General features: G+C 70.4%; 20 protein-coding genes. 7 read left to right on the top strand and 13 right to left on the bottom strand.

Annotated elements, in window-relative coordinates:
• Positions 1–113: 113 nt before the first annotated feature.
• The 3 genes from AL072_RS15055 to AL072_RS15045 all read right to left on the bottom strand — a co-directional run bounded on the left by AL072_RS15055 (position 114) and on the right by AL072_RS15045 (position 2,565).
• Positions 114–1,394 (bottom strand): DEAD/DEAH box helicase, encoded by a 1,281-nt coding sequence (locus tag AL072_RS15055; protein ID WP_245636876.1) that lies wholly within the window; start codon positions 1,392–1,394, stop codon positions 114–116.
• A 370-nt stretch (positions 1,395–1,764) separates the two neighbouring features.
• Entirely contained in the window at positions 1,765–2,133 is a 369-nt protein-coding gene (locus tag AL072_RS15050) for a DUF6481 family protein (protein ID WP_045586164.1), read from the bottom strand.
• Between the two features lie 222 nt (positions 2,134–2,355).
• Positions 2,356–2,565 (bottom strand): cold-shock protein, encoded by a 210-nt coding sequence (locus tag AL072_RS15045; protein ID WP_045586163.1) that lies wholly within the window; start codon positions 2,563–2,565, stop codon positions 2,356–2,358.
• Between the two features lie 353 nt (positions 2,566–2,918).
• Between AL072_RS15045 and AL072_RS33470 the strand changes: the two genes are divergently transcribed.
• Entirely contained in the window at positions 2,919–3,227 is a 309-nt protein-coding gene (locus AL072_RS33470; RefSeq protein WP_342669611.1) for a DUF4167 domain-containing protein, read from the top strand.
• Positions 3,228–3,379: 152 nt separating this feature from the next.
• On the opposite strand, the gene AL072_RS15040 is transcribed toward AL072_RS33470, so the two are convergent.
• Entirely contained in the window at positions 3,380–3,844 is a 465-nt protein-coding gene (locus AL072_RS15040; RefSeq protein ID WP_045586162.1) for an ester cyclase, read from the bottom strand.
• Positions 3,845–3,938: 94 nt separating this feature from the next.
• On the opposite strand from AL072_RS15040, the gene AL072_RS15035 reads away from it, so the two are divergent.
• Together AL072_RS15035 and AL072_RS15030 are read left to right on the top strand one after the other, a co-directional pair.
• A complete protein-coding gene (locus AL072_RS15035; protein ID WP_045586161.1) occupies positions 3,939–4,877 on the top strand; it encodes a LysR family transcriptional regulator in 939 nt (312 codons plus the stop codon).
• 182 nt (positions 4,878–5,059) lie between these two features.
• Complete coding sequence (locus AL072_RS15030; protein WP_052710488.1) at positions 5,060–8,590, top strand: indolepyruvate ferredoxin oxidoreductase family protein; 3,531 nt, start codon at positions 5,060–5,062, stop codon at positions 8,588–8,590.
• A 7-nt stretch (positions 8,591–8,597) separates the two neighbouring features.
• On the opposite strand, the gene AL072_RS15025 is transcribed toward AL072_RS15030, so the two are convergent.
• The 6 genes from AL072_RS15025 to bcsA form a co-directional block, all read right to left on the bottom strand.
• A complete protein-coding gene (locus AL072_RS15025; protein ID WP_045586160.1) occupies positions 8,598–10,319 on the bottom strand; it encodes a tetratricopeptide repeat protein in 1,722 nt (573 codons plus the stop codon).
• A 116-nt stretch (positions 10,320–10,435) separates the two neighbouring features.
• Positions 10,436–11,065: a cellulose biosynthesis protein BcsN gene (gene bcsN, locus AL072_RS15020; RefSeq protein ID WP_425388600.1), complete on the bottom strand. Its 630-nt coding sequence runs from the start codon at positions 11,063–11,065 to the stop codon at positions 10,436–10,438.
• A 109-nt stretch (positions 11,066–11,174) separates the two neighbouring features.
• Complete coding sequence (locus AL072_RS15015; protein ID WP_045586158.1) at positions 11,175–13,016, bottom strand: hypothetical protein; 1,842 nt, start codon at positions 13,014–13,016, stop codon at positions 11,175–11,177.
• The gene (locus tag AL072_RS15010) at positions 13,013–14,080 is read right to left on the bottom strand and encodes a family 8 glycosyl hydrolase (RefSeq protein ID WP_052710487.1); all 1,068 of its coding nucleotides are present in this window, start codon (positions 14,078–14,080) and stop codon (positions 13,013–13,015) included. Before AL072_RS15010 ends, AL072_RS15015 begins: the two co-directional genes overlap by 4 nt.
• On the bottom strand, positions 14,077–16,659 hold the full coding sequence (locus AL072_RS15005) for a cellulose biosynthesis cyclic di-GMP-binding regulatory protein BcsB (RefSeq protein WP_045586157.1): 2,583 nt from the start codon (positions 16,657–16,659) through the stop codon (positions 14,077–14,079). Before AL072_RS15005 ends, AL072_RS15010 begins: the two co-directional genes overlap by 4 nt.
• Positions 16,660–16,664: 5 nt before the next feature.
• A complete protein-coding gene (gene bcsA / locus AL072_RS15000) occupies positions 16,665–18,821 on the bottom strand; it encodes a UDP-forming cellulose synthase catalytic subunit (RefSeq protein ID WP_245636874.1) in 2,157 nt (718 codons plus the stop codon).
• A gap of 535 nt (positions 18,822–19,356) precedes the next feature.
• Here bcsA and AL072_RS14995 point away from each other — a divergent pair.
• Together AL072_RS14995 and AL072_RS14990 are read left to right on the top strand one after the other, a co-directional pair.
• Positions 19,357–20,250, top strand: a complete 894-nt coding sequence (locus AL072_RS14995; RefSeq protein ID WP_045586156.1) for an AEC family transporter — start codon at positions 19,357–19,359, stop codon at positions 20,248–20,250.
• A gap of 13 nt (positions 20,251–20,263) precedes the next feature.
• The gene (locus AL072_RS14990; RefSeq protein WP_045586155.1) at positions 20,264–20,764 is read left to right on the top strand and encodes an OsmC family protein; all 501 of its coding nucleotides are present in this window, start codon (positions 20,264–20,266) and stop codon (positions 20,762–20,764) included.
• A gap of 87 nt (positions 20,765–20,851) precedes the next feature.
• Here AL072_RS14990 and AL072_RS14985 read toward each other — a convergent pair whose 3' ends face one another.
• Positions 20,852–21,511: a DUF4410 domain-containing protein gene (locus tag AL072_RS14985; protein WP_082109449.1), complete on the bottom strand. Its 660-nt coding sequence runs from the start codon at positions 21,509–21,511 to the stop codon at positions 20,852–20,854.
• An 88-nt stretch (positions 21,512–21,599) separates the two neighbouring features.
• On the opposite strand from AL072_RS14985, the gene AL072_RS14980 reads away from it, so the two are divergent.
• Entirely contained in the window at positions 21,600–22,394 is a 795-nt protein-coding gene (locus tag AL072_RS14980) for a helix-turn-helix domain-containing protein (protein WP_045586153.1), read from the top strand.
• A 69-nt stretch (positions 22,395–22,463) separates the two neighbouring features.
• Here AL072_RS14980 and AL072_RS14975 read toward each other — a convergent pair whose 3' ends face one another.
• Positions 22,464–23,114: a helix-turn-helix transcriptional regulator gene (locus AL072_RS14975; protein ID WP_245636873.1), complete on the bottom strand. Its 651-nt coding sequence runs from the start codon at positions 23,112–23,114 to the stop codon at positions 22,464–22,466.
• A 111-nt stretch (positions 23,115–23,225) separates the two neighbouring features.
• Here AL072_RS14975 and AL072_RS14970 point away from each other — a divergent pair, with 111 nt between their 5' ends.
• Complete coding sequence (locus AL072_RS14970) at positions 23,226–23,855, top strand: superoxide dismutase (protein ID WP_045586278.1); 630 nt, start codon at positions 23,226–23,228, stop codon at positions 23,853–23,855.
• Between the two features lie 291 nt (positions 23,856–24,146).
• Here the strand turns inward: AL072_RS14970 and AL072_RS14965 are convergent, their stop codons facing one another.
• On the bottom strand, positions 24,147–25,463 hold the full coding sequence (locus AL072_RS14965; protein ID WP_045586151.1) for a four-carbon acid sugar kinase family protein: 1,317 nt from the start codon (positions 25,461–25,463) through the stop codon (positions 24,147–24,149).
• Positions 25,464–25,468: the final 5 nt, after the last annotated feature.

Genomic DNA, 25,468 nt, shown 5'->3' with positions numbered 1-25,468 from the left:
GCCCCATTTTTCCGTGGCATTGCCCGGCGGCGCCATCAGGCCCACAAGACATCAGGCGCGGTTCCGGGGGGAACCGCGCCTGATTGTTCGGTCTCGTACTGCCTGAACCGCGCTTACCAGCGGCCGGCGCGGGCCTGTGACGGCCTGCCCTGGCCGCCGTCGCGCTGCCACGGCCTCGCTCCTCCGCGGCCACCGGCCGGGCGGCCCGCCGGACGTCCACTGCCGCCGGAGAAGGAGCGTTGCGGCTCGATGCCCGAAATCGTGTGGATCGCCAGCGTCGCGCCGGTGAAGCGTTCAATGCGGGACAGCGTGTCGCGATCGGATCGGGATGCGAAGGACACCGCGATGCCCGATGCGCCCGCCCGGCCGGTGCGGCCGATGCGGTGGACATAGTCCTCGGCCGAGCGCGGCAGGTCGAAGTTGATGACGTGGGTGATGTCGCGCACGTCGATGCCGCGTGCCGCCACGTCGGTCGCCACCAGCAGGCGGACCTGGCCGGTGCGCAGGCGCTGGAGCGTGCGGTTGCGCTTGGACTGGTCCATGTCGCCGTGCAGGGCGGCGGCGGCATGGCCGGCGGCGCTCAGCTCCTCGGCCAGCGCGTCGGCATCGCGCTTGGTCGCGGCGAAGATGATCGCCTTGCCGACCTCTTCCTGACCGGCGAAGTGCATCAGCAGGCGGCGCTTGTGGTCCATGTCGTCGGCATGGTGCAGGCGCTGTTCCACGTTGATCGCGGTGGCCTGGCTTTCGACGGCGACGCGTTCCGGGTTGCGCAGCAGCTTGCCGGCCAGCTGGGCCATGCGGCGGTCCAGCGTGGCCGTGAACAGCAGCGTCTGGCGGCCGGCCTGGCAGGCATCGGCGATCCGCTCGACGTCGTCGAGGAAGCCCATGTCCAGCATGCGGTCCGCTTCGTCGAGGATCAGCACCTCGACGGCGCTGAGATCGATCCGCTGACGGTCGATGTGGTCGATCAGGCGCCCAGGCGTCGCCACCACGACATGCACCGGGCGCGACAGCATGCGAAGCTGCTCGCCATACGGCATGCCGCCGACCACATCGATGATGTTCATGCGCAGCGGCCGGGCGTATTTGCGAGCCGCCTGGGTGACCTGACTGGCCAGTTCACGCGTCGGGGCAAGCACGAGGATGCGCGGCGCGGCAATGCCCGGAACCGGCATTTCGGCCACGCGGGTCAGGGCCGGCAACATGAAGGCCGCGGTCTTGCCGGTGCCGGTTTCGGCGGTGGCGAGGATGTCGCGGCCGGCAAGCGCCGGCGGGATGGCCGCCGCCTGGACCGGCGTCGGCGTGGTGTAGCCATGCTCACCGAGAGCCTGGGCGATTTTGGAATGAATGCCGAGTTCAGCGAAAGTCTGTTCGGAAACAATCAGTTCGGACAAGGAGTGGAACCTTCCACAAGCATGACGGCGCAAAGCGGACCACGCCCCCGATTGGGAAACGGTCAAGCGCCGGCTATCTCGCCAGGAGGGGGGTCGAACGAGGGAGTTGCGACTTGCTGAGGAGCGCGGCAGAGTGCCACGCCATGAAACCTACCGCGTCTCTCTCAAGAGACGTTCAAGCCTCCAGCGATCAATATGCGTAGAATAGGGCATTGCGCCGCAATATCAAGATTATTCGGCGTTCAGGAACGACGCCGGATGCTTGCCAGCCATGCGCAGGATTTATCGCATGGCCTGTGGAGACTTGAAGCGGAATGGCGGAGATCTCCCGATTTTCCGCTTCTCGTCTCCTGCCGTCCAACGCGGTGCGTTAGCGATTTCTGGCCTTGCGGGCTGCATAGCGGGCATCGCGGGCAATTTTCGCCTCCGCCGCCATGGCCACCCGGCTCGCGGCCTGCTGGGCGGTTTCCTGGGCCTCCAATGCCTCGCGGGCGGCCCGCTCGGCCTGTTCCGCCTGCAATGCCTCCTGCTCGGCGGCCTTGCGGGCTTCGCGCGCGGCATGACGTTCGGCCTCGCGGGCCTCACGGGCGATGCGCACGGCGCGCCGGGCCTCTTCCCGCTCCGCGAAGGCCGGATCGTTCACGCCGGGCTGCGCCTTGAACTTTTCGAGCAGGGCCTTCTTTGCGCCCGCAGCCGTATTCAGGCGCTCCGAAAGCCCTGCGTCCTTAAAACCGTTCATGTCTGTCCATTTCGTGAATTCGGCCCTGCCCCCAAGGCAGGCCGTCAGGCAAGTCCCGCATCGGGCACGCCTTGCATCAGGCGCGGGCACCGAAGGTGGCGATGCGGCACCGGGATCAGGCGCCGGTGGTCCCGGCGGCGGTGGTCCCGGATTTCAGTGCAAAAGGATTTCGGTACGAAAAAAGGCGGCCTGAGCCGCCCTTCTTTTCCGAACCCGCTGCGTTCACAGCGCGCGCAGGTTTTCCGCAGCGACCTTGCCACGGCGCGGATCGCGGATCGCGTCGAAGGAAAGCTTCTGGCCTTCGCCGAGGTTGCTGATCCCGGCGCGCTCGACGGCGGAGATGTGAACGAACACGTCGGGCGTGCCGTCTTCGGGTTGGATGAAGCCGAAGCCCTTGGTGGCGTTGAAAAACTTGACGGTACCGATAGCCATGGGTCAGTCCCCTTCCTGGCGTTGCCCTGCACAACATTGGACAGGGCATCAATTCACTACGGGAAGAGACCCAGATCCTTGTTCAGGATCAGAATAACAAAGCCCAGAGCAACGTCGACCAACCGAAAATAAGATATGCTCCGGATTCTTACAAGCGCAAAAATACCGCTGAGTGGAAATTCCCGATTTTATTGCCGGATTACGGCTTTGACGTCAGGCCGGCATTGGTGTTTTTGCTGTCGCCGAAGCCACATACCGGACATAGAGTGACGACAATCACCGCACCGCATTCCAGGAATGCCGGCGGATGTTGGTGCCGTCGCAGCACCGGAGAATTTTCGCGCATCGTGGCGATGCGCGGCGTAGACTTTGCCGGGTCAGAGGATGACCCTCAACTCCATCCAAGGAAGTCGGTAGGCCCAATGCCACCCTCCAGGCCCCGCGTACCAATGCCGCGACCGAATTTCAGCAAGTCCCGCCCCACCGCCGCTTCGGCCGGGGTTCGACCAACACCTGCCCGTGTGAACGGATCGGCGCTTCAAAAACAGTCTCAGTGGCTCGCCCGCGCCGTCGATGCCGAACGCGCCGGTGACGGCGTGGAAGCGGAACTCTGCCGGCAATACGCCGAGCATTGGTTTCGCGTCTCACGCGGACAGGAATGAAACCAAGCTGTCGCTCCATCGCGGGAGTCGCTGTGGCGGTGCCGTTTCCATGGGCTGGAAGACGCTCCGCCGCGCTGGTCCCTGCGGGTCGACGCCGCCTGAAACCCGCCGCCTGGAACCCGCGCCGCAGGCGGACAGCCGGACGGCTTTCATCAAGCGGTCTCCTGCGTCAGGACAGGGCGGGCGCCGATCTGGTTCATCCAGCCGAACCAGTCTTCCAGGTGCCAGGTATGGGTCAGCTTGCCGTCGGCGATGCGATGGAACTCGTGGATCGCCAGCCGGAAGGACCGGCCGGTCGGGGCGATCCCGAACCAGTCGCCGCTGTGCGTTCCGGTCATCACGGCGCGCACGGCGGCCCGGCCGGGGGCGCCGATGATCTCCAGGATCTCGATGGTCGTGTCCGGGAATGCGGCGCGGAACGAGCGGATCAGCGGCTTCATCCCCTCGCGCCCCGGCTGCTGGCCCGGATTGAGGGGGATGTCCTGCCAATCCTCGGTCACGGCCTCGTCGAGAAGGTCCGGGTTGCCTTCGCTGAAGGCACGGTAGAGCGTCTCGATCGCCTGCCGTTCCAGCGGTGTGAGTCCGGTTTCGGCCGGCGTTTCGGTCTTCGGTGTCATCGTGGCGTCTCCTGACTGCAGTGCGATGAGGGGACGTTACCCGGCGGCGCTTCATGTTTGAAATCGATCTTGGATATGTGACAACATCCATGTCATGGATTTGCATGGCATAGACCTGAACCTGCTGGTGGCGTTCGACGCCCTGATGGCCGAGCGCAGCGTAACGCGGGCCGGGACGCGCATCGGCCGCACCCAGCCGGCGATGAGCGCCGCCCTGGCGCGCCTGCGCGGGCTGCTGAAGGATGAGCTGTTCATCCGCGGACCGAACGGACTGCAACCGACGCCGCTGGCGCTCGACCTGGCCGAGCCGATCACCAACGCCCTTGCCGAACTCCAGCGGGCGCTGGCGTTCACGCAGAGCTTCGATCCGTCGACCTCGACCGCCAGCTTCGGCCTCGGCCTGTCGGAACACCCGACCTACGCCCTGCTGCCGAGCTTGCTGGAGGTGTTGCGCGAACAGGCTCCCGGCATCACCCTGCGCATCCGCAATTTCATCGCGCGGGACGATGCCATCGGCATGCTCGACGCGGGCGAGGTCGACCTGACGGTGGGCGTGCCGCCGACGCCCACCGCCAGGATCCTCAGCCGGCCATTGTTCGAGGAGCGTTTCGTCTGCGTCGTCCGCAAGGGGCATCCGACCCTGCGCCCGCCTCTCCAGCTCGACAGCTTCCTGGAGCATTCGCACCTTCTGGTGTCGCCGGAGAACGACAGCTACGGGGTGGTCGATGCGGCCTTGGCCAAGCGGGGCCTGAAGCGCCGGCTGGCGTTGACGCTGCCGCACCTGTACGCCGCCCCGGTCCTCGTGGCCCGGTCGGATATGGTCGCCACCTTGATGGAAGGCGTGATCGCCGCGTCGGGCCATGCAGAGCGGCTTTGCGTCATGCCGGCCCCGCTGGACCTGCCGTCGATCCCCTTCGCCCTGTCCTGGCACCGCCGCAACGATGTCCATCCGGCGCAGCGGTGGTTCCGCGACCTGCTGGCATCGGTCCCACCCCGCGCCGGCCTGCGGCAGGCCGAGCAGCCGAACCGGTAAAGGCTCCGGCCGGCCAAACGGATCCATCGGCACCGGCGGGATCGCGCAAGGATTTCGCTCGGCAGCCCAACAATCCGCAACAGGATTTTCCGAACCCCCGCCGTACCCGGCCAACCCGCAAAATCATTTGCCTGCGAAGGGCGCACACTCGTCCCAACGAACGATAATCGAGGGGACGGGACATGGACGGCATGCCGAGCAGTCTGCGGGGCGGCCTGTACGCCGAAGCCGCCGCGATCGACCGCGGCTATCGCCTGGACGACCGCTACACCCGCGCCGAGGGGCAGGTCTACCTGTCGGGAACCCAGGCGCTGGTCCGGCTGCTGCTGCTCCAGGCGGACAGCGACCGGCGGGCCGGGCTGAACACCGCCGGCTTCGTCAGCGGCTATCGCGGCTCACCGCTGGGCGGGCTCGATCAGGCGCTGTGGCAGGCCCGGCCGCATCTGGACAGCCACGCCATCACCTTCGTCCCCGGCGTCAACGAGGATCTGGGCGCCACCGCGGTGATGGGGTCGCAGCAGGTCGAATCCTCGGGCGAGGGCACCGTCGACGGCGTGTTCGGCCTGTGGTACGGCAAGGGGCCGGGAGTCGACCGCTCCGGCGACGTGCTGAAGCACGCCAACGCCTATGGCAGCTCGCCGCGCGGCGGCGTGCTGGCGGTGGCCGGCGACGACCATGGCTGCGTGTCGTCCAGCATGCCGCACCAGAGCGACCTCGCCATGATCGCCTGGTCGATGCCGGTGCTGAACCCGGCCGGCGTGCGCGACTATCTGGAGTTCGGCCTCTACGGCTACGCGCTGTCGCGCTTCTCCGGCGCCTGGGTCGGGTTCAAGGCGATCTCGGAATCGGTGGAAAGCGCGGCGACCGTGCGTCTGCCGCCGCTCGATGCGCCGTTCCTGCCGGTCGCGTTCGAGCCGCCGCCGGGCGGGCTGCATTACCGCTGGCCCGACCTGCCCGGCCTCGCCATCGAGGAGCGGCTGGCCGCCAAGATCGCCGCGGTCAAGGCCTTCGCCGCCGTCAACCGCATCGACCGGACGGTGCTGGGGAGCGGTGGCTGGCTGCGCATCCTCACCACCGGCAAGGCGCATCTCGACCTGATGGAGGCGCTGCGGCTGCTGGGCATCGGCCCGGCCGAGGCGGCGGAGATCGGGCTGTCGGTCCACAAGATCGGCCTGTCCTGGCCGCTGGAGCCCGGCTTCGCCCTGTCCGCCGCCCGCGGGGCCGAGGAGATCCTGGTGGTCGAGGAGAAGGCCCCGGTGGTCGAGGGCCAGCTGAAGGATCTGCTCTACCATCTGCCGGCCGGGGAGCGGCCGCGCGCCGTGGTCGGCAAGACCGACGAGACCGGCGCCGCCCTGCTGCCGGCCACCGGCGAGCTGCGCCCGTGGATCGTCGCCCGGGCGCTGGTGGAGCGCATCCGCCGCCGCTTCCCGCAGCGCGACGTCTCCGCCCGGCTGGCCGGGCTGCTGGCCGAACTGCTGCCGGCGGAGGTCCAGCCCGCCACCGTTCCCGCGCTGGCCCGCACACCCTATTTCTGCTCCGGCTGCCCGCACAACAGCTCGACCAGGGTGCCCGACGGCAGCAAGGCGATGGCCGGCATCGGCTGCCATTTCATGGCGTCCTGGATGGATCGCGACACCATCGGCCTCAGCCAGATGGGCGGCGAGGGGGTGAGCTGGGTCGGGCAGGCCCCCTTCAGCAAGCGCCCCCACATGTTCCAGAATCTGGGGGAAGGCACCTATTTCCATTCCGGGCTGTTGGCGATCCGGCAGGCGGTCGCCGCCAAGATCTCCATCACCTACAAAATCCTGTTCAACGATGCCGTGGCGATGACCGGCGGCCAGCCGGTCGACGGCCCGATCTCGGTCGATGCCGTCACCCGCCAGCTGGCGGCGGAGGGCGTCACCCGGATCGCCGTGGTCAGCGACGCGCCAGAGAAGTATGACAGCCGGTCGGGGCTGGCCCCCTTCACGACGGTGCATCACCGGGACGCGCTCGACGCCGTGCAGCGCGAGATGCGCGAGATCCGCGGCGTCACCGCCATCGTCTATGAGCAGACCTGCGCCGCCGAGAAGCGCCGCCGCCGCAAGCGCGGCACCCTGGCCGACCCGGCGCGGCGGATGGTGATCAACGATCTGGTCTGCGAGGGCTGCGGCGATTGCGGCCGGAAGTCCAACTGCCTGTCGGTGCAGCCCAAGCCAACCGAGTTCGGCATGAAGCGGCAGATCGATCAGTCCAGCTGCAACAAGGATTATTCCTGCGCCGACGGCTTCTGCCCGAGCTTCGTCTCGGTGGTCGGCGGGCGCCTGCGCAAGCCGGATCCGGACCGGGTCGCCGCCCGCTTCGCCGGGGAGCTGGCGGGATTGCCGCTGCCGGCGGCGGCGATGAGGGAGGAACCGGCGGAGATCCTGATCGTCGGCGTCGGCGGCACCGGCGTCGTCACCATCGGCGCGCTGCTGGCGATGGCGGCGCATCTGGAGGGCAAGGCATCCTCCGTGCTGGACTTCATGGGCTTCGCCCAGAAGGGCGGCGCGGTCTACAGCCATCTGCGGGTGGCGGAAGACGCCGCAAGGCTGAACCAGTCGCGCATCGACCCGAAACGGGCGCAGCTGGTGCTGGCCTGCGACACGCTGGTCGCCGCCTCGCCGGACGCGCTGAAGACGGTGCGGCTGGGGCGGACGCGGGTGGTGGCAAACGGCCATGTCGCCCCGACCGGCGCCTTCACCCGCGACGGAACCAAGCTGCCGGATGCCGGCGCCCTGCTGCGGAGCCTGCGCCGCGCCGCCGGACCCGACCGGGTGGAGGCGGTCGACGCCAACCGGGTGGTGACCGCCCTGTTCGGCGACAGCATCCTCGCCAACGTCTTCCTGATGGGCGTCGCCTTCCAGAAGGGGCTGCTGCCGGTCGGGCTGGAGGCGCTGACCCGCGCCATCGAGCTGAACGGCACCGGCGTCGCCGCCAACCTGCGCGCCTTCGCCTTCGGCCGGCTCGCCGCGCACCGGCCGGAGGTTCTGGCCGGGCTGGGCGGCAGGGATGAGACGCCGGCGGAGGAGACGCCCGCGGGCGATCTCGCCACCATCGTCGAGCGGCGGGCCGGCTTCCTGACCGAGTACCAGGACCGCGCCTATGCCGGGCGCTACCGCGCGCTGGTCGAGCGGGCGCGACAGGCCGAGGCGCGGGTCGCCCCCGGCTCGACCGCGCTGGCCGAGGCGGTGGCGCGCAGCGCCTTCAAGCTGATGGCCTACAAGGACGAATACGAGGTGGCGCGGCTGCACGCCGATCCGGCCTTCGCCAGGAGCCTGGGCGAGCGGTTCGAGGGCGACTGGAAGCCGGTCTTCCACCTCGCCCCTCCCCTGCTGTCGCGGGAGACCAACGGCCATGGCGAACCGCGCAAGATGGCGCTGGGCGCCTGGGTGCTGCCGCTGTTCCGCGGGCTGGCGGCCTGCAAACGGCTGCGCGGCACGGCGTTCGACCCGTTCGGCCACACGGCGGAGCGCCGGATGGAACGCGCCCTGATCGCCCGCTACGAGGCCACGGTGGCGGAGATCGCGGAGCGGCTGACCGCCGACCGGCTCGCCGCCGCGGTGGAGCTGGCCGCCCTGCCGCAGGAGATCCGCGGCTTCGGACCGGTCAAGCAGCGCGCATGGGACGCGGTCGAGCCGCGCTGGCGGGCGCTGGAGGACAGCTTGCGCGACCGGCCGGCCAAGGCGGCGTGAGGCGGGTTCACTTCTCCAGGAAATGCAGGAAGGGAAAGGCCTGGAAGTCGAAACGGACCAGGGCCGGCGCGCAGCCGGCGCGGACCATGTAATCATGGGTGCAGAAGGGGGCCGCCTGATCCAGCCCCCAATAGGCCCGCCCCTCCGCAAAATGCCGGCCGATATAGGCGACCACGAGGTCGAGGTAGCGCTGCGCGGCCGGCGTCCGGTTGAAGGCCAGGAATCCGGCCAGGAAATCGCGGGTCGGCCCGCGGCCCCGCCGGTCCTGCATCACCGCGACGTCCCAGTCCCCCCAGCCGGCCAGCGCCGCCCCCGGATCGGCGAGCAGCAGCGCATCGACGTCGACCTGGATCACCGGGCCACCCCCCTGCCCTGGCCCTTGCCGCAGAAGCTGCTGCGTCACCGCGAAGCGCGCGGAGGCGAACCAGGTCAGCCGCACCGGGTCGGGCAATCCGCCGAGTTCGACGGTCTCAAAGGACAGGGACAGTGCGGGCTCCCCGGCGCGGGCCAGCTCCCCGAGCGCGGCTTCGGTCCCGTCCGACGGGTTGACGACATGCACATGCACGGCGCAGGACGGGGCGTGCGTGCGCGCCGACGCCAGGAAGGCGGCGCCGAACCGCTGCCAATAGGACTCGTCGCAGCCCACCAGCAGGACCGGCCGGCCATCGGCGCGCGGCGGAACCGCGATGCGGCGGCCGGTGCCGGCGAACAGGCCGGGCGGCTCGGCGGCCAGCCGGTCGAAGAAGGCCGCTTCGCTGCGCACCATCGACCACAGCAGCATCTCGAAATCGGCGGCGATCGCCTGCGCCGGCCAGTGGCGGGCGTATTTGCGGAAATAGCGGCGGGCAAGGTCGAGCCGTCCCTTGCGGTAGAGGTGGTAGCAGACGACAGAGAGGGCGGAGGAGAGGACGGCGGAGGGGGCGCCGCCGTCGCGCGGCTCCGCCATCAGCCGGCGGCGCCCGGCCTCCGCCACCCGCGCCAGCATCCCGTCCTCCATCACCCCGGTCTGCAGGGCGACGATGGCGGTGCCGAACAGGTTGCGTTCGGCATCCCCGCTGCTGGCGGCATGGCCGGTGGCGGCGCGGGCGAAGGCGTCGACCGCCTCCGCCATCGCCGCGCGGTCGACCAGTTGCCCGGCGGTGGCCAGGGTGGACGCCATCAGCCGGCTTGCCGCCAGCCGGCAGAGGCCCAGCCGGTACAGGCAGTCGGAGCGGCCGGGGTGGAGCATGTCCAGGCGGCGGTACGCCTCCTCCGCCTCGGCGATGCGGTCCTGCGCATAGAGGCAATCGCCGAGCCGCAGCAGGTGGGAGTCGCTGTCCGGCGACAGCCGCAGGGCGCGGCGCAGGGCGGCGGCGGCGGCGGGGCCGTCGCCCAGGTCGGTCAGGGCGCCGGCCAGATTGCCGAACGGCTTGATCCAGCCGGGATCGAGCGCCAGCGCCGCCCGGTGCCGGCCGCCGGCCTCCGCCGCCTTCCCCAAGGCGCGCAAAGCCGAGCCGAGATTGTCATGGTAGGCGGCGCAGAGGGGATCCCGCCGGATCGCCTCGCCGATCAGGCGCACCGCTTCGCCGGACTGGCCGGACTGGTGGTTCAGAACCCCCAGCAGATGCCAGGCATCGGCCACGCCGGGCGCGGCCTGGACGATCTTGCGGTAGATGTCCGCCGCCTCGGCCAGCCGGCCGCCCTGGTGCAGACCGACGGCGATGCGCAGGGCTTCGGAAACGGTGGTCATCGGCAGCCGGCTCTGTCATCGGGGAGTGCAGGACCACCCCTGATTACAGCAAAGACGGGCCGCTGTCGCGTTTGGACAGGCCCGCGTTTGGACAGGTCCGCGTTTGGTCGGTCCGGTCAAGGGCCGTCCGGGTCCGGCGCCTCCAGCATGGTTTCCGGCAGGGTCATCGTCATGGTGTCGAACGGCACCAGCAGGGCGCGGACATCGGAGCCGACGCCGCAGGCCCGGTATTCCAGCCGCACCGCCTCGATCCGTTCCGGCAGCACCCGCTTGCGGTCGGTGATCAGCTGCCACGCCAGCACGCAGGAATTCTCCGCATCCTGCGCGGTGACATAGTCGTAGTCGCCGTAGCGGTTGCGGCGGGCGTAATCCGCCACCTTGACGCGCATCTCCGGAAACTCGCGCGCCGTCGCCGCCGTCAGCGTCTCCATGGTGTAGAGCGGCACCGGGAAGATGCGCGGCGGCTGGACCAGCGCGCCCATCAGGCTGTCGGGCAGGGTCTGCACGTCGATGGACAGGCGGTTCTCGCCCGGCAGCACCGTCGGGTTGCCCAGCACGACGATGTAGGATTTGTAGACCGTCCCGGTGTCGCGCGTCCGCGCCGCGACGATGGGGAAATCGCGGCTCTCCGGCAGCGTCACCGGCAGGGCCGCGGGCTGGATCCGCCGCCAGGGCGTCGGCGACTGGGTCAGGTTGTCGCGCACCCAGCCGGCGCAGCCCGAGGTCAGCAGGACGCAAGCGGCCAACACCCCCCATGTTGCGCCCCGTGTCGCGGTCCGCATCGCCGTCCCGGATGCGCGGTGCGGGCGGAGCCCGGCGCGGCTTCCGCTGGAGGTTCCAGTCATCGCGGTCCCCTTACCAGTCATGGTAGATGGTCTTCCAGGTGATGCTGAGGCCTTCGCGCGAGTCCTCGGTGCTCAGCCGGTCGTCGATGGCCTTGAACTGCGCATAGGCCTCGTCGTAGCGCATCAGGTTGTACAGCGCCCAACCGCGCACGATGCCGAGATTGCGCGGCTCCGGCTCCAGCGCCTTGCGGGCGTCGAGCAGGCGCAGCACGTCGTTGTAGCGCTTGTCCTCCAGCGCCCGGTTGGCCTCGGTCGCCAGCAGCGCGACCCGAATCTCTGCCTTCTGGGCCGCGGTCATGTTGGCGCGCGGCAGGTCGCGGGTCAGGCCGACGACGTCGCCGGTCGTCAGCCGGGCGATCGCCTGGCCATAGACATTCTCCTGCTCGCGCGTCGCCGCCTGCGGCAGGCCGGTGGCGCCGCCCTTGCCCGAGCTTCCGCCCCTGGCCGGTTCGCTCCTGGCCGGTTCACTCTTGGCCGGTTCGCGCGCCGCCAGGACCTGCGCCTCGGCGAAGGCGGCCTCGGCCTCCGACGGGCGCTTCATCTCCAGCAGGCACCAGCCGCGCTGCTGCAGCAGGGCGGCGGTCGGGCCGCTGCGGGCGATGGTGCTGCGGATGATGCCGAGGCATTCGGCATAATCGTGGCGGGCCAGCGCCCGGTCGAGCGGGCTCGGCCCCTGCGGGCCGCTGGGACGGCCGGAGCCGCCGGCCGGGCCGCGCGGCGGGTCGACCGCCTTCAGCGCCTGATCGATGCGGGAGGACTTGCCCTTCCAGGGGGCGGCGGCGGCCCGGGCCTGCGCCTTCTCGCCCAACCCGTTGTAGGCCAGCACCAGCCCTTCCGCCGCCTTGTCGGAGGGCGCCCAGCCATTGGCCTGGGAGAACCAGGCCTGGGCCTCGGCATAATTCTTCTGCCGCTGGAAATACCAGCCGAGCGCGATGGCGCCGTCGGCGTCCTGCTTCTCGCGGACGATGCCCTCGATCCGCGAGCGGTCGGCTTCCGACAGGGCACCCGGCCTGGTCCCCGCGCCGGCGGCGCCGAGCCGGTCCAGCAGGCGGCCGGTCTCCAGCTCCGCCTCCACGGCGCGGACGGTGGAATAATCCTCTCCCGCCGCCGGGTTGGCGGTGGCGCCCAGCGCCGTCAGCTCGCGCAGCCGCTCCGGCCCCAGGTGGCGGGACGCCTTGAAGATGGTGTCGCGCCGCTCCTTGGCCTTGGGGCAGGTGGTGACGATGGTCCGGTAGGTCTCGAAGGCGCGGTCGGCCTGCTTCAGCTCGGCATAGGCCTCGGCCAGACGCCACGCATTGTCCAGCCGGTTGCAGGCCACCGCCTCCGGCTGGGCGGCGGCGGCGTCGATCACGTCCTGCCAGCGCTTGGTGTCGCTGGCCGAGCGCAGGCGCCCGGCGCCCTCGGCAAGGTCGAGTTCCTGCAGCAGCTTCTGCGACGGCTGCCAGGAGGGGGTCTTGCGCCGCTGCTCGGCGATGGCGGCGCGCGTCTCCGCCACCTTGCCGGCGGAGAGCTGGGTCCAGAACGGGCTTTCGTCGACGCCGGGGGTGGTCGGCTGCGGCGCGAACAGATCCTTGGGCGGTTCCCAGCCGGGGTCGAGCGCGCGCAGCCGGGCGATCTCCGCCTCCAGCCGCTCGACGTCGCCGATGCGGGCGTAATAGCGCAGCGCCGTCTCGTCCACCTTGCCGGCGGCAGGCGCGGAGCCGCTGCCGGGTGCCGGCGCCACCTCCACCTTCACGCCGGGGGCGAGCGCCCGGCCGCCGCCGTTCACCTGCGCCCAGGCGCCGGTTCCGCAGCAGAGTGCCGCACCGGCGAGGAGGAGGGCGGGAAGAACACGGAAGGCAGGACGGGTCACGGCTCGATCCCCAGGCTTTGCGCCGCCAGCGCGGATAGATGGGCCAAGGTGGTGGAGTAATAATCCTCGTCCGGCGCCAGCGGCGGCACCGTCACCGCATTGCCCGCCCCGGCAAGCGCCGAGGCCAGCCGGTAGACCGCCAGCATGCCGACCGACGCCGCGACCTGGGTGGTGGTGCCGCCCGGCAGCGACACGGTGGCGGGGATCGCCGCCCCGCCATATCTCGCCGCCAGCATGGCGTAGGGACGGAAATAATAGGGATCGCGATAGCCGTCCCACGCCAGATACAGCGGCACCCGCACCGCGTCGTAGCCGTACTGCTTCTTGAAGCCGTCGGCCACGGTGACGGCGCCGTCCGCGTCCAGCGCCAGCCAGTCCGGCGGCAGCTGGAAACCGCCGAAGCGGGCCTTCGACAACAGGACGAGGCCGGACTCCGCCAGCCGGCCCCAGCGCTGGCCGTCAGGCAAGGCGGCGAAGGCGCGGATCGCCGGGAAGACCCAGTAGCTGGGATTGAGCACCAGCGCCTCGCCCTTGCGGAAGCCGTCGCGCCCCGGCAGCAGCACGGTCAGCCCGGCCTGCTCCACCAGCACCGCGGCGGCCAGCGCCCTGACGATGGCGGTGGCGGCGCTGCGGTAGGCCCCGTCGCCCCAGCTCTCGGCGGCGCGCAGCAGGGCCCAGGCGATCAGCATGTCGCCGTCCGACGCGTTGTTGCGGTCGGTGACGCCGCCGTCCGGCATCCAGCGCCAGGCGGCCAGCCCGTCGCCGCGCACCATCAGCGTGCGCTGGGTCCAGCCCCACAGACGGTCGAAGGCGGCGCGGTCGCCGGCCGCCACCGCCAGCAGCATGCCGTAGCCCTGCCCTTCGGAATGGCTGACGCCCTTGTTGCCGCTGTCGACGATCCGCCCGTCCGGCTGCAGGAAGCGGTCGGCGTAGCGGCGCCACGCCGACCCGTCGAAGGGCGCAGCCAGCGCTCCGCCCACCAGCCCCGTCCCCACCCCCGGCAGTGCCGCCGCCAGCCCGAGGGCGGCCGTTCCGATCAGCACGTCGCGCCGTGTCGCCGTCATGACCCGCTCCGTTCCCCATGCCCGTGTTTCAGCAGCAGCCGCATGGCAACCGTCAGCAGCACCGCCGTCCCCATCAGCAGCGCGAACAGCAGCTCGATCCGCTGCGACAGGTTGCGCGCCAGGATCAGGATCAGGTTGCCGATGTCAAAGGGGTTGAGAATGATCTGGTAGGGCCGCGACGCGTCCAGCGTGGTGACGGCCGGCGCGGCGCTGCTCCACAAGGCGCCGCCGCCGCGCAGCTTGTCCCACTGCCCAGCCTCGCCCAGGCTGCGCATGGCGCGGTCGATCGAACGGGAATCCGAGGCGGTCAGCAGCGTCCAGGTCAGCGTCTCGGTGCCCGGCGCGCGGTATTGCAGAAGGGCGGCTTCGGGCAGCGTCTCGGTGTTCTCGGTCAGGGCGACCACGTCGACCGGCGCGTCCTCCGCCGTCCAATGGTTGACGTAGCGCGCCGCCGCCGCCATGGCCCGCCGGGCCCAGTCGGGGATCCAGCCGCCGGAGGCTCCGGCATCCTTGGCATCGCCGGCCATGCGCTGCCAGCGGCCCTGCGCGCCGCCCTGGCCGCCGCCCTGGACACCGCCGTCCGCCGCCAGCGCGCTGCCGGCGAAGCCCATGGCGGGCACCGCACCGGAGCGCGCGCTGCCCTGGCGGGCGGGATTGCCCGACCAGCCAAGCCGCAGCCGGTCGACCAGCGCCCGGCGGTCGGCCGCCGGCATCGGCTCGCCGCGCGCGCCGGCCTGGGCGATCAGCGAGCCCGCCTCCAACAGCCCGGCCAGCCGGTCGGCCGGAAGGGGGGCGGAGGCGAAGACCGCCTGCGGCAGCGCCGCCACCGGCCCGACGATCAGCGCGTTGTCGGCGGGCACGCCGTCCCAGCCGACATAGGGCACCACCGTCATCGGCTCGCCCGCCCGCTGCGCCAGCCGGGCGGTCAGGCTCCAGGCGGCGCCGAACCAGGCCGGGTCGCGCCCGACGACGACGAGGTCGAAGGGCGGCGCCGGCTCGGTCCCGGCGGTGCCGCCATAGGGATAGGCGGTGTTGGCGAAGCCGCCCAGGCTGGGCAGGGTGACCAGCCGGGCGAAACCGGGGATTTCGATGGCAGAGCTGTCGAACAGGGTGAAGGTCGGCCGCCGCACCGCGAAGACGCAGTCGGTGCCGCCGGCGGGAGGCAGTTCCGCCTCGACCTCGATCAGGTTCGGGCCGGGGCGGAACAACGTCATCGGCAGCGGCATCTCGCCCTTCTCGATGATGCCGCTGGAGCGCTTGTCGATCTCCATGGCACCGGCGGACTGGCCGTTCACCCGGACGTTCAGGATCGCGCCGGGACCGAGGTCGCCCTCGAAGGCGGCATCGACGTGGAACAGGATGGAGCGGTCGCTGACCGGGGCGAAGCCGGTCGGCAGGGTCAGGCCGAAGCGGCCGGCATAGCGGTAGCCGCTGTGCCGGACGGTCTGGAAGCCCAGCTCCGACAGGCGGTAGCGCCCCTCCGCCTGGACCGGCACGCGCGCCGCGACGGCCGCGGCGGAACCGGCGGGGCTGGTCTGGTCGGCGACGATCATCGAGCTCTGGGTCGGCAGCGGCCGGGTGACGTCGGCCAGCCGCATCACCGCCTGATCGACCTCCTGCTGGGTCCGGCCGGAGGCGACGGCGACGAAGGCCCCGCCGCCGGTGCCGCCGCCAGCCCCACCGCCGGCCGGCAGCGGGTAGACGGCCAGGAAGGGACCGGTGATGGCGGCGGCGCGCGCCTCGCCCAACAGCGGCGCGATGCGGTCGCGGGTGCCGATCAGGATGGCCTTGCCGCCCGGCAGCGGCAGGCTTTCCAGCGTCATGCCGGAGCCGGCGGCTCCAGCCTCCGCCCCCTTCGGCGGCACGGAGACCGCCACCACCCGCGGCGTCTGGTCGCCCAGCAGCAGGCCGTAGGACTGGGCCACCATCGAGCCCCAGCCGAGCTCGTCGGCGTCGATCCCGCCGCCGGGCTCGATGATCGCCAGCGGCTCGCGCGCACGGTCGGACGCGACCAGCAGCTGGCGCATCATGGCGAGGTCGGGCGTGGGGACGCCGCCGTCGGACACCAGCGTCAGCGACGAGGCGGCGAGGTCGATCCGCGCCCACAGGTCGTAGGTGCCGCGCACCGTGCAGATGGCGCGGTGCTGGGCGTTGGTCTGGAAGACGATCTGGTTCTCGCCCGGCCGGATCAGGCTGGCCGGCAGGGTGATGGCGGCATTGACCGGCCCCTTGAAGGCGGCGAGCGGCAGGTCGGCCACCGGCGAGCCGTTGATGAAGACCGACATGGAGCCCTTCTCGGGCAGGATGTCGATGCCGTTCTCGTAGGTCAGCGCCAGCACGACGGAGGTCAGCCCGACCACCGGCGGCAGGACGGCGCGCAGCGCCACCGTCTCCGTCTCGCCATGCAGCGTGACCTCGGCCTGGCCGTCGCGCAGGTTCGACAACGGGATCACCCGCTTGTCGGCAGCCAGCGCCGGGGCGGCCCAGCCGAGCCACAGGGACAGGGCCAGCAGCAGGAGAGCCGGCAGAACCCGGCCGGACCGGCGGCCGCCGGCGGTATGTGCGCGCGAACCGGACATGGCCGCTACGGCGCCTGGAAGGTCAGGATGCGGCGCAGGGCGCCCGGCAGGGCCAGCAGCACATGCCCGAGCCGCGGCACCACCCGCGTGGCGAAGAACAGCAGCCCGCCGAAGAAGGTCGGGGCGCCCACCCGCTTGCGGTCGAGGAAGTCGTCCCAGCCGACGCTGTTGCCGAAGACGAAGCGCGCCATCTCCACGATGTCCTGGCGGTCGCGCGGGGCGAAGCCAGCGCCGACCGCCAGCTCGCCATTGCGCATCTCGATGCGGTGGATGCGGACGCCGGTGGTGGTCGCCGCCTCCGTCTCGGTCGCGGTGATGGTCAGCACCGGCGCCGCGTCCGGCCGGGCCAGCTGCTCGCGCCAGCGCGGATCGGCCAGCAGGCCGACGCCGCCGGCCGAAACGTCGGCGACCGACAGGTCGATGGCGCTGCCGTCCGCCAGCGTCAGCACGGCCGGGCGGTCGACGGTGAAACGCTCCTGCCGGCGGACGCGCTTGCGCTCGTAGACGACGGCGAGGCCGCCCAGCGCCAGCAGCAGGCTCAGCGAGTTCCACACCGCCACCGGCAGGATGGCGGCGCGGTGTTCCGGGAAGACGGAATAGCGCCAGGCGCACATCGCCAGCCCGGCAATCAGCAGCAGGGTGGTGACGATGAAGGGGGTGGCGAGCGGCGAGAAGCCGTCCTGCTCCACCGACTGGCCCTTGGCGGTGACCTTGAACACCGGGTCACGCGGCCGGATCAGCGTCGCCAGCGCCGCGCGGGAGACATGGAAGGACTGGAGATACTCGTACAGTTCCGAGAACAGCGGCCAGCGCATCCGCCCGTGCAGGAACTGCGACAGGAAGGCGGCGGCGAAGACGTGCGGGATGACGAAGCAGGCGAAGTCCGGCAGGTTGATCCGGTAGATCTCAAGCCCGAACAGCGCGTAGCACAGCGGCGACAGCAGGAAGATCGGCCGCCAGAACCAGAAGAACCAGTACAGCATCGTGCTGAGATAGCACAGGCGCTGCGAAAAGGTCAGCCCGCGCTTCAGCAGCGGGTTCTTCAGCAGGAAGAGCTGGATCATGCCCTGGGTCCAGCGCGAGCGCTGGGCGATGAAGCTGTCGAAGGTCTCCGGCTGCAGCCCGGCGATCAGCGGGCGCGGCAGGTAGACGCTGCGCCAGCCGCGCGAATGCAGCTCCAGCGCCGTCTCGCAATCCTCCGTCACCGTGTCGCCGCTGAAACCGCCGACCTCCTCCAGCGCCGACCGGCGCAGGACGGCGGCGGACCCGCAGAAGAAGGAGCCGTTCCAGCGGTCGAGCCCCGGCTGGATCGAGTAGTAGAACATCTCGTTCTCGCTCGGCATCCGCTCGAAGGTGCCGAGGTTGTATTCGACCGGATCCGGGTTGACGAAGAAATGCGGGGTCTGGACCAGGAACAGGCCGGCGTCCTGCTGGAAGAAACCGACCGTCGCCTTCAGGATTCCCACCGTCGGCACATGGTCGGCATCCAGGATCAGCACCAGGTCGCCCGACGTCTTCTGGAAGGCGTGGTTGATATTGCCGGCCTTGGCGTGCTCGTTGCGCGGGCGGGTCATGTAGGTGACCTGGAGCCGTCCGCACAGCGCGGTCAGCGTCTCGCGCCGCCGCAATGCCGCCGCCGCCTGCTCCGGATCGGCATGGGCCAGCTTCTGGTCGGTGCCGCCGTCGTCCAGCAGATAGACATGCAGCTTGTCGCGCGGATAGTCGATGCAGACCGCGGCGGCCAGCGTCGTCTCCAGCAGCTCCGGCTCCTCGTTGTAGGAGGGGATGTAGACGTCGACGCTGGGCCAGAGGGCGGGATCGCCCGTCGGCTCCGACGGCTCGCGGGTGATGGGATCGATGATGACGAACAACGAGGTCAGGAACAGGACGAAGGACAGCGCCTCCGCCGCGAACAGGGTCACGCCGGGAACGAAGTTGACCAGATCGTCCACCGGCGGCAGCGTGCCGGTCAGCCGCCAGAAGAAATAGCGGAAAGTGACGAAGGCCAGCAGCAGCACCGTCAGGGTGCGGGCATGCCAGAATCGCTGTGCGAAGCGCCCCAGGACGAAGGCGGCCACAACCACGCCGACAGAGATCGCGGCGCTGGCAAGTCGCCCGACGGGCAGGGCCGCCAGCGCAAGAAACAAGCCGGCGGACAGCAACAAAAGAATCCAGAGCAGAACGGAGCGCAGCGAGAAACGGCGACTGTTCGGGCTGGACTGTCGTTTGGCGTGTTGCGCCTTATTGTTCAAGGGTCGAACAACGGTCTTGGCGCCCGGCGAAGGTGTCATGCAAATCCGCGGAATGAGTCCATTCTTACCCTAGTGGGTGCCCTCTTGTCGCTCAAGCCTCGTTACAAATCGTTACTGCCTTATGTTAAATTTTGCACAAAAGCGAGCGCAACGGGGCCGTCATTGCGGCCGGAGCGGCCCGCCACCCACCGGCGGCGACTGGCGGCGACTGTAGCGCCATGCCCCGGTCCTGGCGACTCGGGGTTATCGGCAAGTGGCGGCGCCCCGCCACAGCGGGAGATTGCACATCCCAGGGCGGAACGGCGGGACGGGCGGCTTTTTTTGCGAGGCAGCCCTGCGCCCGGCCCCCGCCCCGCGGGGGTGACGCCGGGAGGGAATGCCGCCATGGTGGCGGACAATTCGCCCGCCCCGCCACCGGTTGCAGCACAGGCTCCCGTCACCGCCGATGCCCGCCTTCGCCCTTCTGTCCGACGTCTTCGCCGTGCTGGCCCCCGTGTTCATGGTTGCGGCGCTGGGATATGGCTGGACCCGCGCCAGCCTCCCCTATGACAGCGCCTTCATCACCACCTTCGCGGTCAACGTGTCGTCGCCCTGCCTCGTCTTCTCGGCGCTGACCCGGCTGCACCTGTCGGCCGACGCGATGGCGGAGATGGCGCTCGCGGCGACCGCCTGCATGGGGCTGACCGCGCTGGCGTCGGTGCCGGTCCTGCGGGCGGCGGGGCTGCCGCTGCGGGTCTATGTGCCGGCGATGGCCTTCCCGAATGCCGGCAACCTCGGATTGCCGGTCTGCCTGTTCGCCTTCGGCGAGAGCGGCCTCAGCCTCGCCGTGCTGTTCTATGCCGTCATGTCGGTCGGGCAGTTCACGCTCGGCCCGGCGCTGGCCGCCGGGCGCTTCGACCTCGGGCAGATGGTGCGCACCCCGACGATCTATGCGGTGGGGCTGGCGGTGGCGGTCCAGCTGGCCGATGTGCCGCTGCCGGTCTGGATCGGCAACACCACCACGCTGCTCGGCAACTGCGCGGTGCCGCTGATGCTGTTCTCGCTGGGGGTGGCGCTGTCGAAGCTGCGGCTGTCGGGGGCGGTGCGGGCGCTGTCGATGTCGGCCTTCCGGCTGGGGGTGGGCTTCGCCATGGGGCTGCTGATCGCCTGGGCGATGGGGCTGACCGGGGCGGCCCGCGGCGTCGTGCTGGTGCAGAGCTCGATGCCGGTCGCCGTCTTCAACTATCTGTGGGCGCTGCGTTACGACAATGCGCCGGAGGATGTGGCGGGCATGGTGCTGGGGTCCACCGCCATGGCCTTCGTCGGGCTGCCGGTGCTGCTGATGGTGGTGATGCAATAGACGGAGGGGTTCGATGGCGCACAGGGAACACCGCTATGCCGTCCGGCTCGACTGGACCGGCAATCTCGGCAGCGGCACCTCGTCCTACCGCGGCTACAGCCGCGACCACGCGCTGGGCGCGGGAGACAAGCCGGCGATCCCCGGCTCCGCCGATCCCGCCTTCCGCGGCGATCCGGCGCGCTGGAACCCGGAGGAGCTGCTGGTCGGCGCGCTCTCGGCCTGCCACCAGCTGTGGTACCTGCATCTCTGCGCCGCCGCCGGGATCACCGTCACCGCCTATGCCGACGCGGCCGAGGGGGTGATGGCGGAGGAAGCGGACGGCGCCGGCCAGTTCGTCGCCGTCGTCCTGCGCCCGCGGGTGACGCTGGCGCCGGGGTCGGGGGCAGCGGACATGGAGAAGGCGGTGGCCCTGCACCATGAGGCGGCGGAGAAATGCTTCATCGCCCGCTCGGTGAATTTCCCGGTGCGGCACGAGCCGACGGTCGAGGTAGAGGTCGAGGTTTCGGCCGGCTAGGCAGGCTTGCCCGGACCGGCAGCCGGTGGGTACGACGCTCGGCCATGGATGGCGGAACTTCCGGGTTGCGCGGCTGCATGGGCTGCCTCATGGCTCCCCCAGCTGCGGGAGCGTCGGGTAGGGCCAGCCTTGCGACAGGAAGTAGGCGCCGACCCGACTGTCTATCGCCTGCAGGGTCTGGTCGACCTCGACGGCAAGGCCGTCCTTCTGCAGCGCTTTGAGCCCTTCGCCCACCAGCGCGGGAATGCCATAGCCACCACCCGGCATGCTCCCGGTCGTGGAGTGTGTCGCGAAGTCGAGCAGAGGCGCGTCGCGCGCCGCCGGATCGGCCAAGGTCACGCCGACCTGCAACACGGTCTTGCCGGCACCATAGCCGACGAACACGCGAAGTGCTTTGCTGCCACTGCGGAGAGCCAGAATGCGGCACCGCAGGATCAGGTCCGGAGGCTGCCCGGCCGGCACCACGGCAAGGCGATGGGAGGCAAGGAGCTTCGGGATGCGCTCCGAGAGCGCGGCGGACACGGTGCGCAGGTCGGCGGCTTGGCGTGCGCGGCGAGACGGCTTCTCCGGCGGCAGGCTTTCGTCCTCGATGACCACCCCGATGCTTCTCGGGGGAAGCGAAGACAGGGTCGGCGGCCGGCTCGCAACCTCGTGCACGGTGGTGCCGGCACATCCCGCAATCGACAGGGCGGCAGCGATGACGAGCAGCCGGGCCGCGCGTGCGGACCCCGGACGGAACAAAGACATGGCGACCTCCTGCAATGCCTTGCCTTTATGCCGGAACCAACTAAGGTGCGCGTCTTGCAACAGGTCAAGTTTTGATGGTTTTGGGCCAATGGCAGCGATCTGGCCGGGAGCCGATGCCCCTGCCCTCGACGGGCTCGACGGCGCCGCGCTGCGCAGCGCGGCGACCGGCGGGGACGATCATTTCGCCCGTGGCGCCCATCGCCATCCGCATGGCGAGTTCTTCCTGCTTCGGTCGGGATATATGAGATCGCAGTCGCCGACCGGCCGTTGGCTCATCCCCGCCGGCCACCTGTGCTGGGTGCCTCCCTTCACCGACCATGCCGGCGACACCGCCAATACCGACGGCGTCCGGCTCTATCTCGCGCCCGAGTTCTGCCAGGGCTTTCCCGATGAGCCCGCGGTGATGCGCTGCACCCCCCTGGTCGGCGCCCTGGTCGAGCGGCTGGCTGCCGCTCGGCTGCATCCGGTAATCTCCGGCGCAACCGGACGACTGCTCGCTGTCCTGCAAGACGAGTTGATCGAGGCCAGGGGCGGGCTCATGATGCTCCCGATGCCGCAGGACAGTCGCCTGCGCGGTGCGGTGGAAACGTGGATGGACCGGCCGGACGAGCAGGTCGGGCTCGATGAGATCGCTGCCGCCGCGGGCATGTCGCGCCGAAGCCTCACCCGCAAGTTCAGGCTCGACACCGGGTTGCCGGTGGGCGAGTGGCTCCAGATCGCCAAGCTGATGCACGGCATCGACCTGCTTGCGGCGGGCAGGTCGGTAACGGATACCGCCTTCATGCTCGGCTATGACAGCATCAGCAGCTTCGTGGCGCTGTGCCAGCGCCACACGGGGATGAGTCCGAAGGTGCTGGCCCGTACCCTGACCGCCGGCAAATAGCGCGGTCCTCGTCGCCCGCCATCGCCCTCGTCACGCCGGGCCGGGCCGGGCCGGGCCGTGCGCCCCGTCTCATACCGGCGCCGGCGCGATCCGATAGGCGCAACGCCGCCTGTCGTCCAGGATATGCTCGATGCGCCGGACCGGAACATCGTCCCCGAGCACCCGCTGGAAAAGGTCCAGTTCCGCACGGCAAAAGCCCTGGTCGGCGGTGGCGGCGGCGCAGATCGGGCAATGGTTCTCGACGAGGAGCAGCGTACCGTCCGCCTCCTCCCACCAGTCGGCCATATAGCCTTCCCGGCTTCGGATCGCCGCGATGCCCGCCACGCGGTCCTTCACGGCAACCACATCCCTCAGCTCGGCCATGTAATGCGCCAAGGCGTCATCCCGGCGCGCCGCGATCAACGCATCGAGCGCGTCCCGCCCCAGCGTTTCGCCGATGCTGCGGATCAACTGCACCGCCAACTCGGCATGGGCATCCGGGAAGCGTGCGTGGGCGGCCTCGGTCAAATGCCAGACCTGGGCCGGCCGGCCCACCCCGCGTGACCGGGCACGGGCCTCGACCAGCCCCTCGGCAGCGAGCCTGCCCAGCTGCTGGCGTGCGTTCTCCGACGTCGTTCCAAGCACCTGCCCCAGCTCGGCCGTGGTCTGGGGACCGTGCGTCTTCAGGACGGTCAACAGCTTGTCGGTCGCAGCGGTCGAGGATGACGCATAGTTTTCCAAGCCATGGCTTGACATATTATCTGCCGCCGAATAAACCAAGTTTGTCCTTGGAATTTTAGCCGCTCCGTCATGCCGATGCAATGGCCGGGCGGCCTGGCGAAGGAGGAAACGATGACCGCTGCGTTCGTTCTGCCCGACCTGCCCTATGCCCCGGATGCACTCGGGCCGGCGATGTCGCTGGAAACCATGACGCTTCATCACGGCAAGCACCACGCCGCCTATGTGGCCAAGCTCAACGAACTGGTCCCCGGATCGGCGCTCGCCGGGTTGCCGCTCGAAGATCTCGTCCGGCGCTCCTTTGCCGAGCCGCAGGCCCAGGCCATCTTCAACAACGCCGGACAGCACTGGAATCACATCCATTTCTGGAGCTGGATGAAGCCGGCCGGCGGCGGGGCGGTTCCCGGCGCGCTGGAGCGCCGCATCGTCGACAGCTTCGGTTCCGTCGAGGCGTTCAAAAGCGGTTTCGTCAAGGAGGGCGTCGCGCAGTTCGGCTCCGGCTGGGTCTGGCTCACCGAGGAAGCGGACGGGCGGCTGGCCCTGATGCGCACCCCGAACGGGGAGAACCCGCTGGCGCACGGGCGGCACGCGCTGCTGGGCTGCGACGTCTGGGAGCATGCCTATTACGTCGATTACCGCAACCGCCGTCCCGACTATCTTGCGGCGTTCCTGGAGCAACTGGTCGATTGGGAGGCCGTGGCCGCGCGCCTGGAACAGGCTCCCGGCGCATCCGTCACGGCGTGATCGGCCGACGGTCCGGGCCGGTGCCATGGTAAGCAAGCATGGGGAAAGCATGGCACCGGCCATCGGGGGCCATGCTCCGGCCTGGGCGTCAGCGACGCTCCGATCTCCGGTTTTCAATTGGGTTTTCGCCGTCTTCGCCCGGTGGCCGCATCCGCGGCCAGGGCGGAAAAAGACGGTGGCTGACCTTCGAGCACGCGAGGCTGACGGCTGGCTTCCGGTATAAGTGCGTTCGAATGAGCAAATGATAACGATTATCATTTGCATGTCAAGCGCCAATCGCCGGTTCCCGATCTACCCGAGCAGCCGCTCGAACAGGTCGTCGCCGCCCATCTGGCCGCCCTTCAGCATCAGCTCCAGCCCGTCGACCGCCGGGTCGTCGGCATGGGTGCGGCTGACGGTGACGCCGGGCGCCAGCGTGCAGCGATAGGACAGCCCCCAGCAGCCGAGCGCCCGCACCGCGAGGCTGGAGGTGTCGCCGCCGGCGATGCCAATGCGGCGCAGCGGCCCCCCCCGCAGCGCCACGGCCCGCAGCACCGCAACGACGAACGCCGCGGTGGCGGCGGCGACCCGGCCGGCCCGGGCGGTGTCGGCGGTGCCGGGCTCGGCGGGGGCGGTCCAGACCAGGGTGTGGCGGCCGGCGCAGAGCGCGGCGACGACCTCGTTCAGCAGGGAGGCTGCATAGCCGGGATCGTCGCACAGCGCCGCGGCGTCGGCCCGGATACGGGTGTAGGAAGCGGCGGCTTCGATCTGCCGGCGCGTCACCGGCGACAGGCTGCCGGCCATCAGGAAGACCGGCGACGCGGCGGGGGCGAGCGGCGGCTCGTCCCGGACGGTGGCGGAAGGCGCCTCGTCCCAATGGGCGGCCAGCGCCTGGGCGACACTGCTCGGCCCGACCGCCAGCAGGGGGCAGCGGCGGGCACGGCTCCAGATCAGCCGCCCGACCGTGGCAAGGTCGGCGCTGCGCGCCACGTCCAGCAGGACGGCCGGCGGCGCCTCGTCCAAAATCCGTTCCAGCCGGGCGTCGAGGTCGGCGTCGGCGCGGCCGTAGTCGGGATAATGCAGCGCCGCCACGCCCTCCAGCCCCTGCGCCGCGAGATGGCGGCGCAGGTCGGCCTCGGCCATCGGGGTGACGGGGTGGACGCTCATGGTCGGGTGGCGGTCGATGCGGTGGACCGTGCCGCCGGTGCCGGCCGCGGCGAACAGGGTGCTGAACAGGCAATGGCGGCCGATGTTCGGCTGTCCGCCCACCACCGGACGGAATCGGTTGGGGAAATGCGGCGCCAGCGTGCGCACCGCCTCGCCGATGCTGCCGACCGCGGGCGCGCTGTCGAAGGTGGAGCAGCATTTGTAATGCAGCACCGGCACGCCCAGCGCCGCGAAGAAACGGCCGACCGGCTCCAGTTCCGCCCGCATGGCCTCGGGCGCCATGCTGCGCGCCGCCCCGGCGATTCCGACCGCATCGAGCGGGCCGGCATTGCCCAACCGGGCGACGTCCGGCACGTCGAGGAACAGCAGTGCCCGCCGGCCCGCCGTCGCCAGCGCGGCCAGCGTGTCGGTCGCGCCGGTGAAGTCGTCGCCGTACCAGCCCAGACGGGGGATTGGAGCCATGGCGC

Source organism: Azospirillum thiophilum, assembly GCF_001305595.1.
GTDB lineage: Bacteria > Pseudomonadota > Alphaproteobacteria > Azospirillales > Azospirillaceae > Azospirillum > Azospirillum thiophilum.
The sequence above is the reverse complement of the archived record's forward strand: the minus strand, read 5'-3'. Positions and strand labels throughout refer to the sequence as shown.

Bases quoted from the DNA above. Each gene is read 5' to 3' on its own strand.
- AL072_RS15050 (WP_045586164.1), bottom strand. From the start codon at position 2,133: ATGAACGGTTTTAAGGACGCAGGGCTTTCGGAGCGCCTGAATACGGCT.
- AL072_RS15045 (WP_045586163.1), bottom strand. From the start codon at position 2,565: ATGGCTATCGGTACCGTCAAGTTTTTCAACGCCACCAAGGGCTTCGGC.
- AL072_RS33470 (WP_342669611.1), top strand. From the start codon at position 2,919: ATGCGCGGCGTAGACTTTGCCGGGTCAGAGGATGACCCTCAACTCCAT.
- AL072_RS15040 (WP_045586162.1), bottom strand. From the start codon at position 3,844: ATGACACCGAAGACCGAAACGCCGGCCGAAACCGGACTCACACCGCTG.
- AL072_RS15035 (WP_045586161.1), top strand. From the start codon at position 3,939: ATGGATTTGCATGGCATAGACCTGAACCTGCTGGTGGCGTTCGACGCC.
- AL072_RS15030 (WP_052710488.1), top strand. From the start codon at position 5,060: ATGGACGGCATGCCGAGCAGTCTGCGGGGCGGCCTGTACGCCGAAGCC.
- AL072_RS15025 (WP_045586160.1), bottom strand. From the start codon at position 10,319: ATGACCACCGTTTCCGAAGCCCTGCGCATCGCCGTCGGTCTGCACCAG.
- AL072_RS15010 (WP_052710487.1), bottom strand. From the start codon at position 14,080: ATGACGGCGACACGGCGCGACGTGCTGATCGGAACGGCCGCCCTCGGG.
- AL072_RS15005 (WP_045586157.1), bottom strand. From the start codon at position 16,659: ATGTCCGGTTCGCGCGCACATACCGCCGGCGGCCGCCGGTCCGGCCGG.
- AL072_RS14995 (WP_045586156.1), top strand. From the start codon at position 19,357: ATGCCCGCCTTCGCCCTTCTGTCCGACGTCTTCGCCGTGCTGGCCCCC.
- AL072_RS14990 (WP_045586155.1), top strand. From the start codon at position 20,264: ATGGCGCACAGGGAACACCGCTATGCCGTCCGGCTCGACTGGACCGGC.
- AL072_RS14985 (WP_082109449.1), bottom strand. From the start codon at position 21,511: ATGTCTTTGTTCCGTCCGGGGTCCGCACGCGCGGCCCGGCTGCTCGTC.
- AL072_RS14980 (WP_045586153.1), top strand. From the start codon at position 21,600: ATGGCAGCGATCTGGCCGGGAGCCGATGCCCCTGCCCTCGACGGGCTC.
- AL072_RS14970 (WP_045586278.1), top strand. From the start codon at position 23,226: ATGACCGCTGCGTTCGTTCTGCCCGACCTGCCCTATGCCCCGGATGCA.
- AL072_RS14965 (WP_045586151.1), bottom strand. From the start codon at position 25,463: ATGGCTCCAATCCCCCGTCTGGGCTGGTACGGCGACGACTTCACCGGC.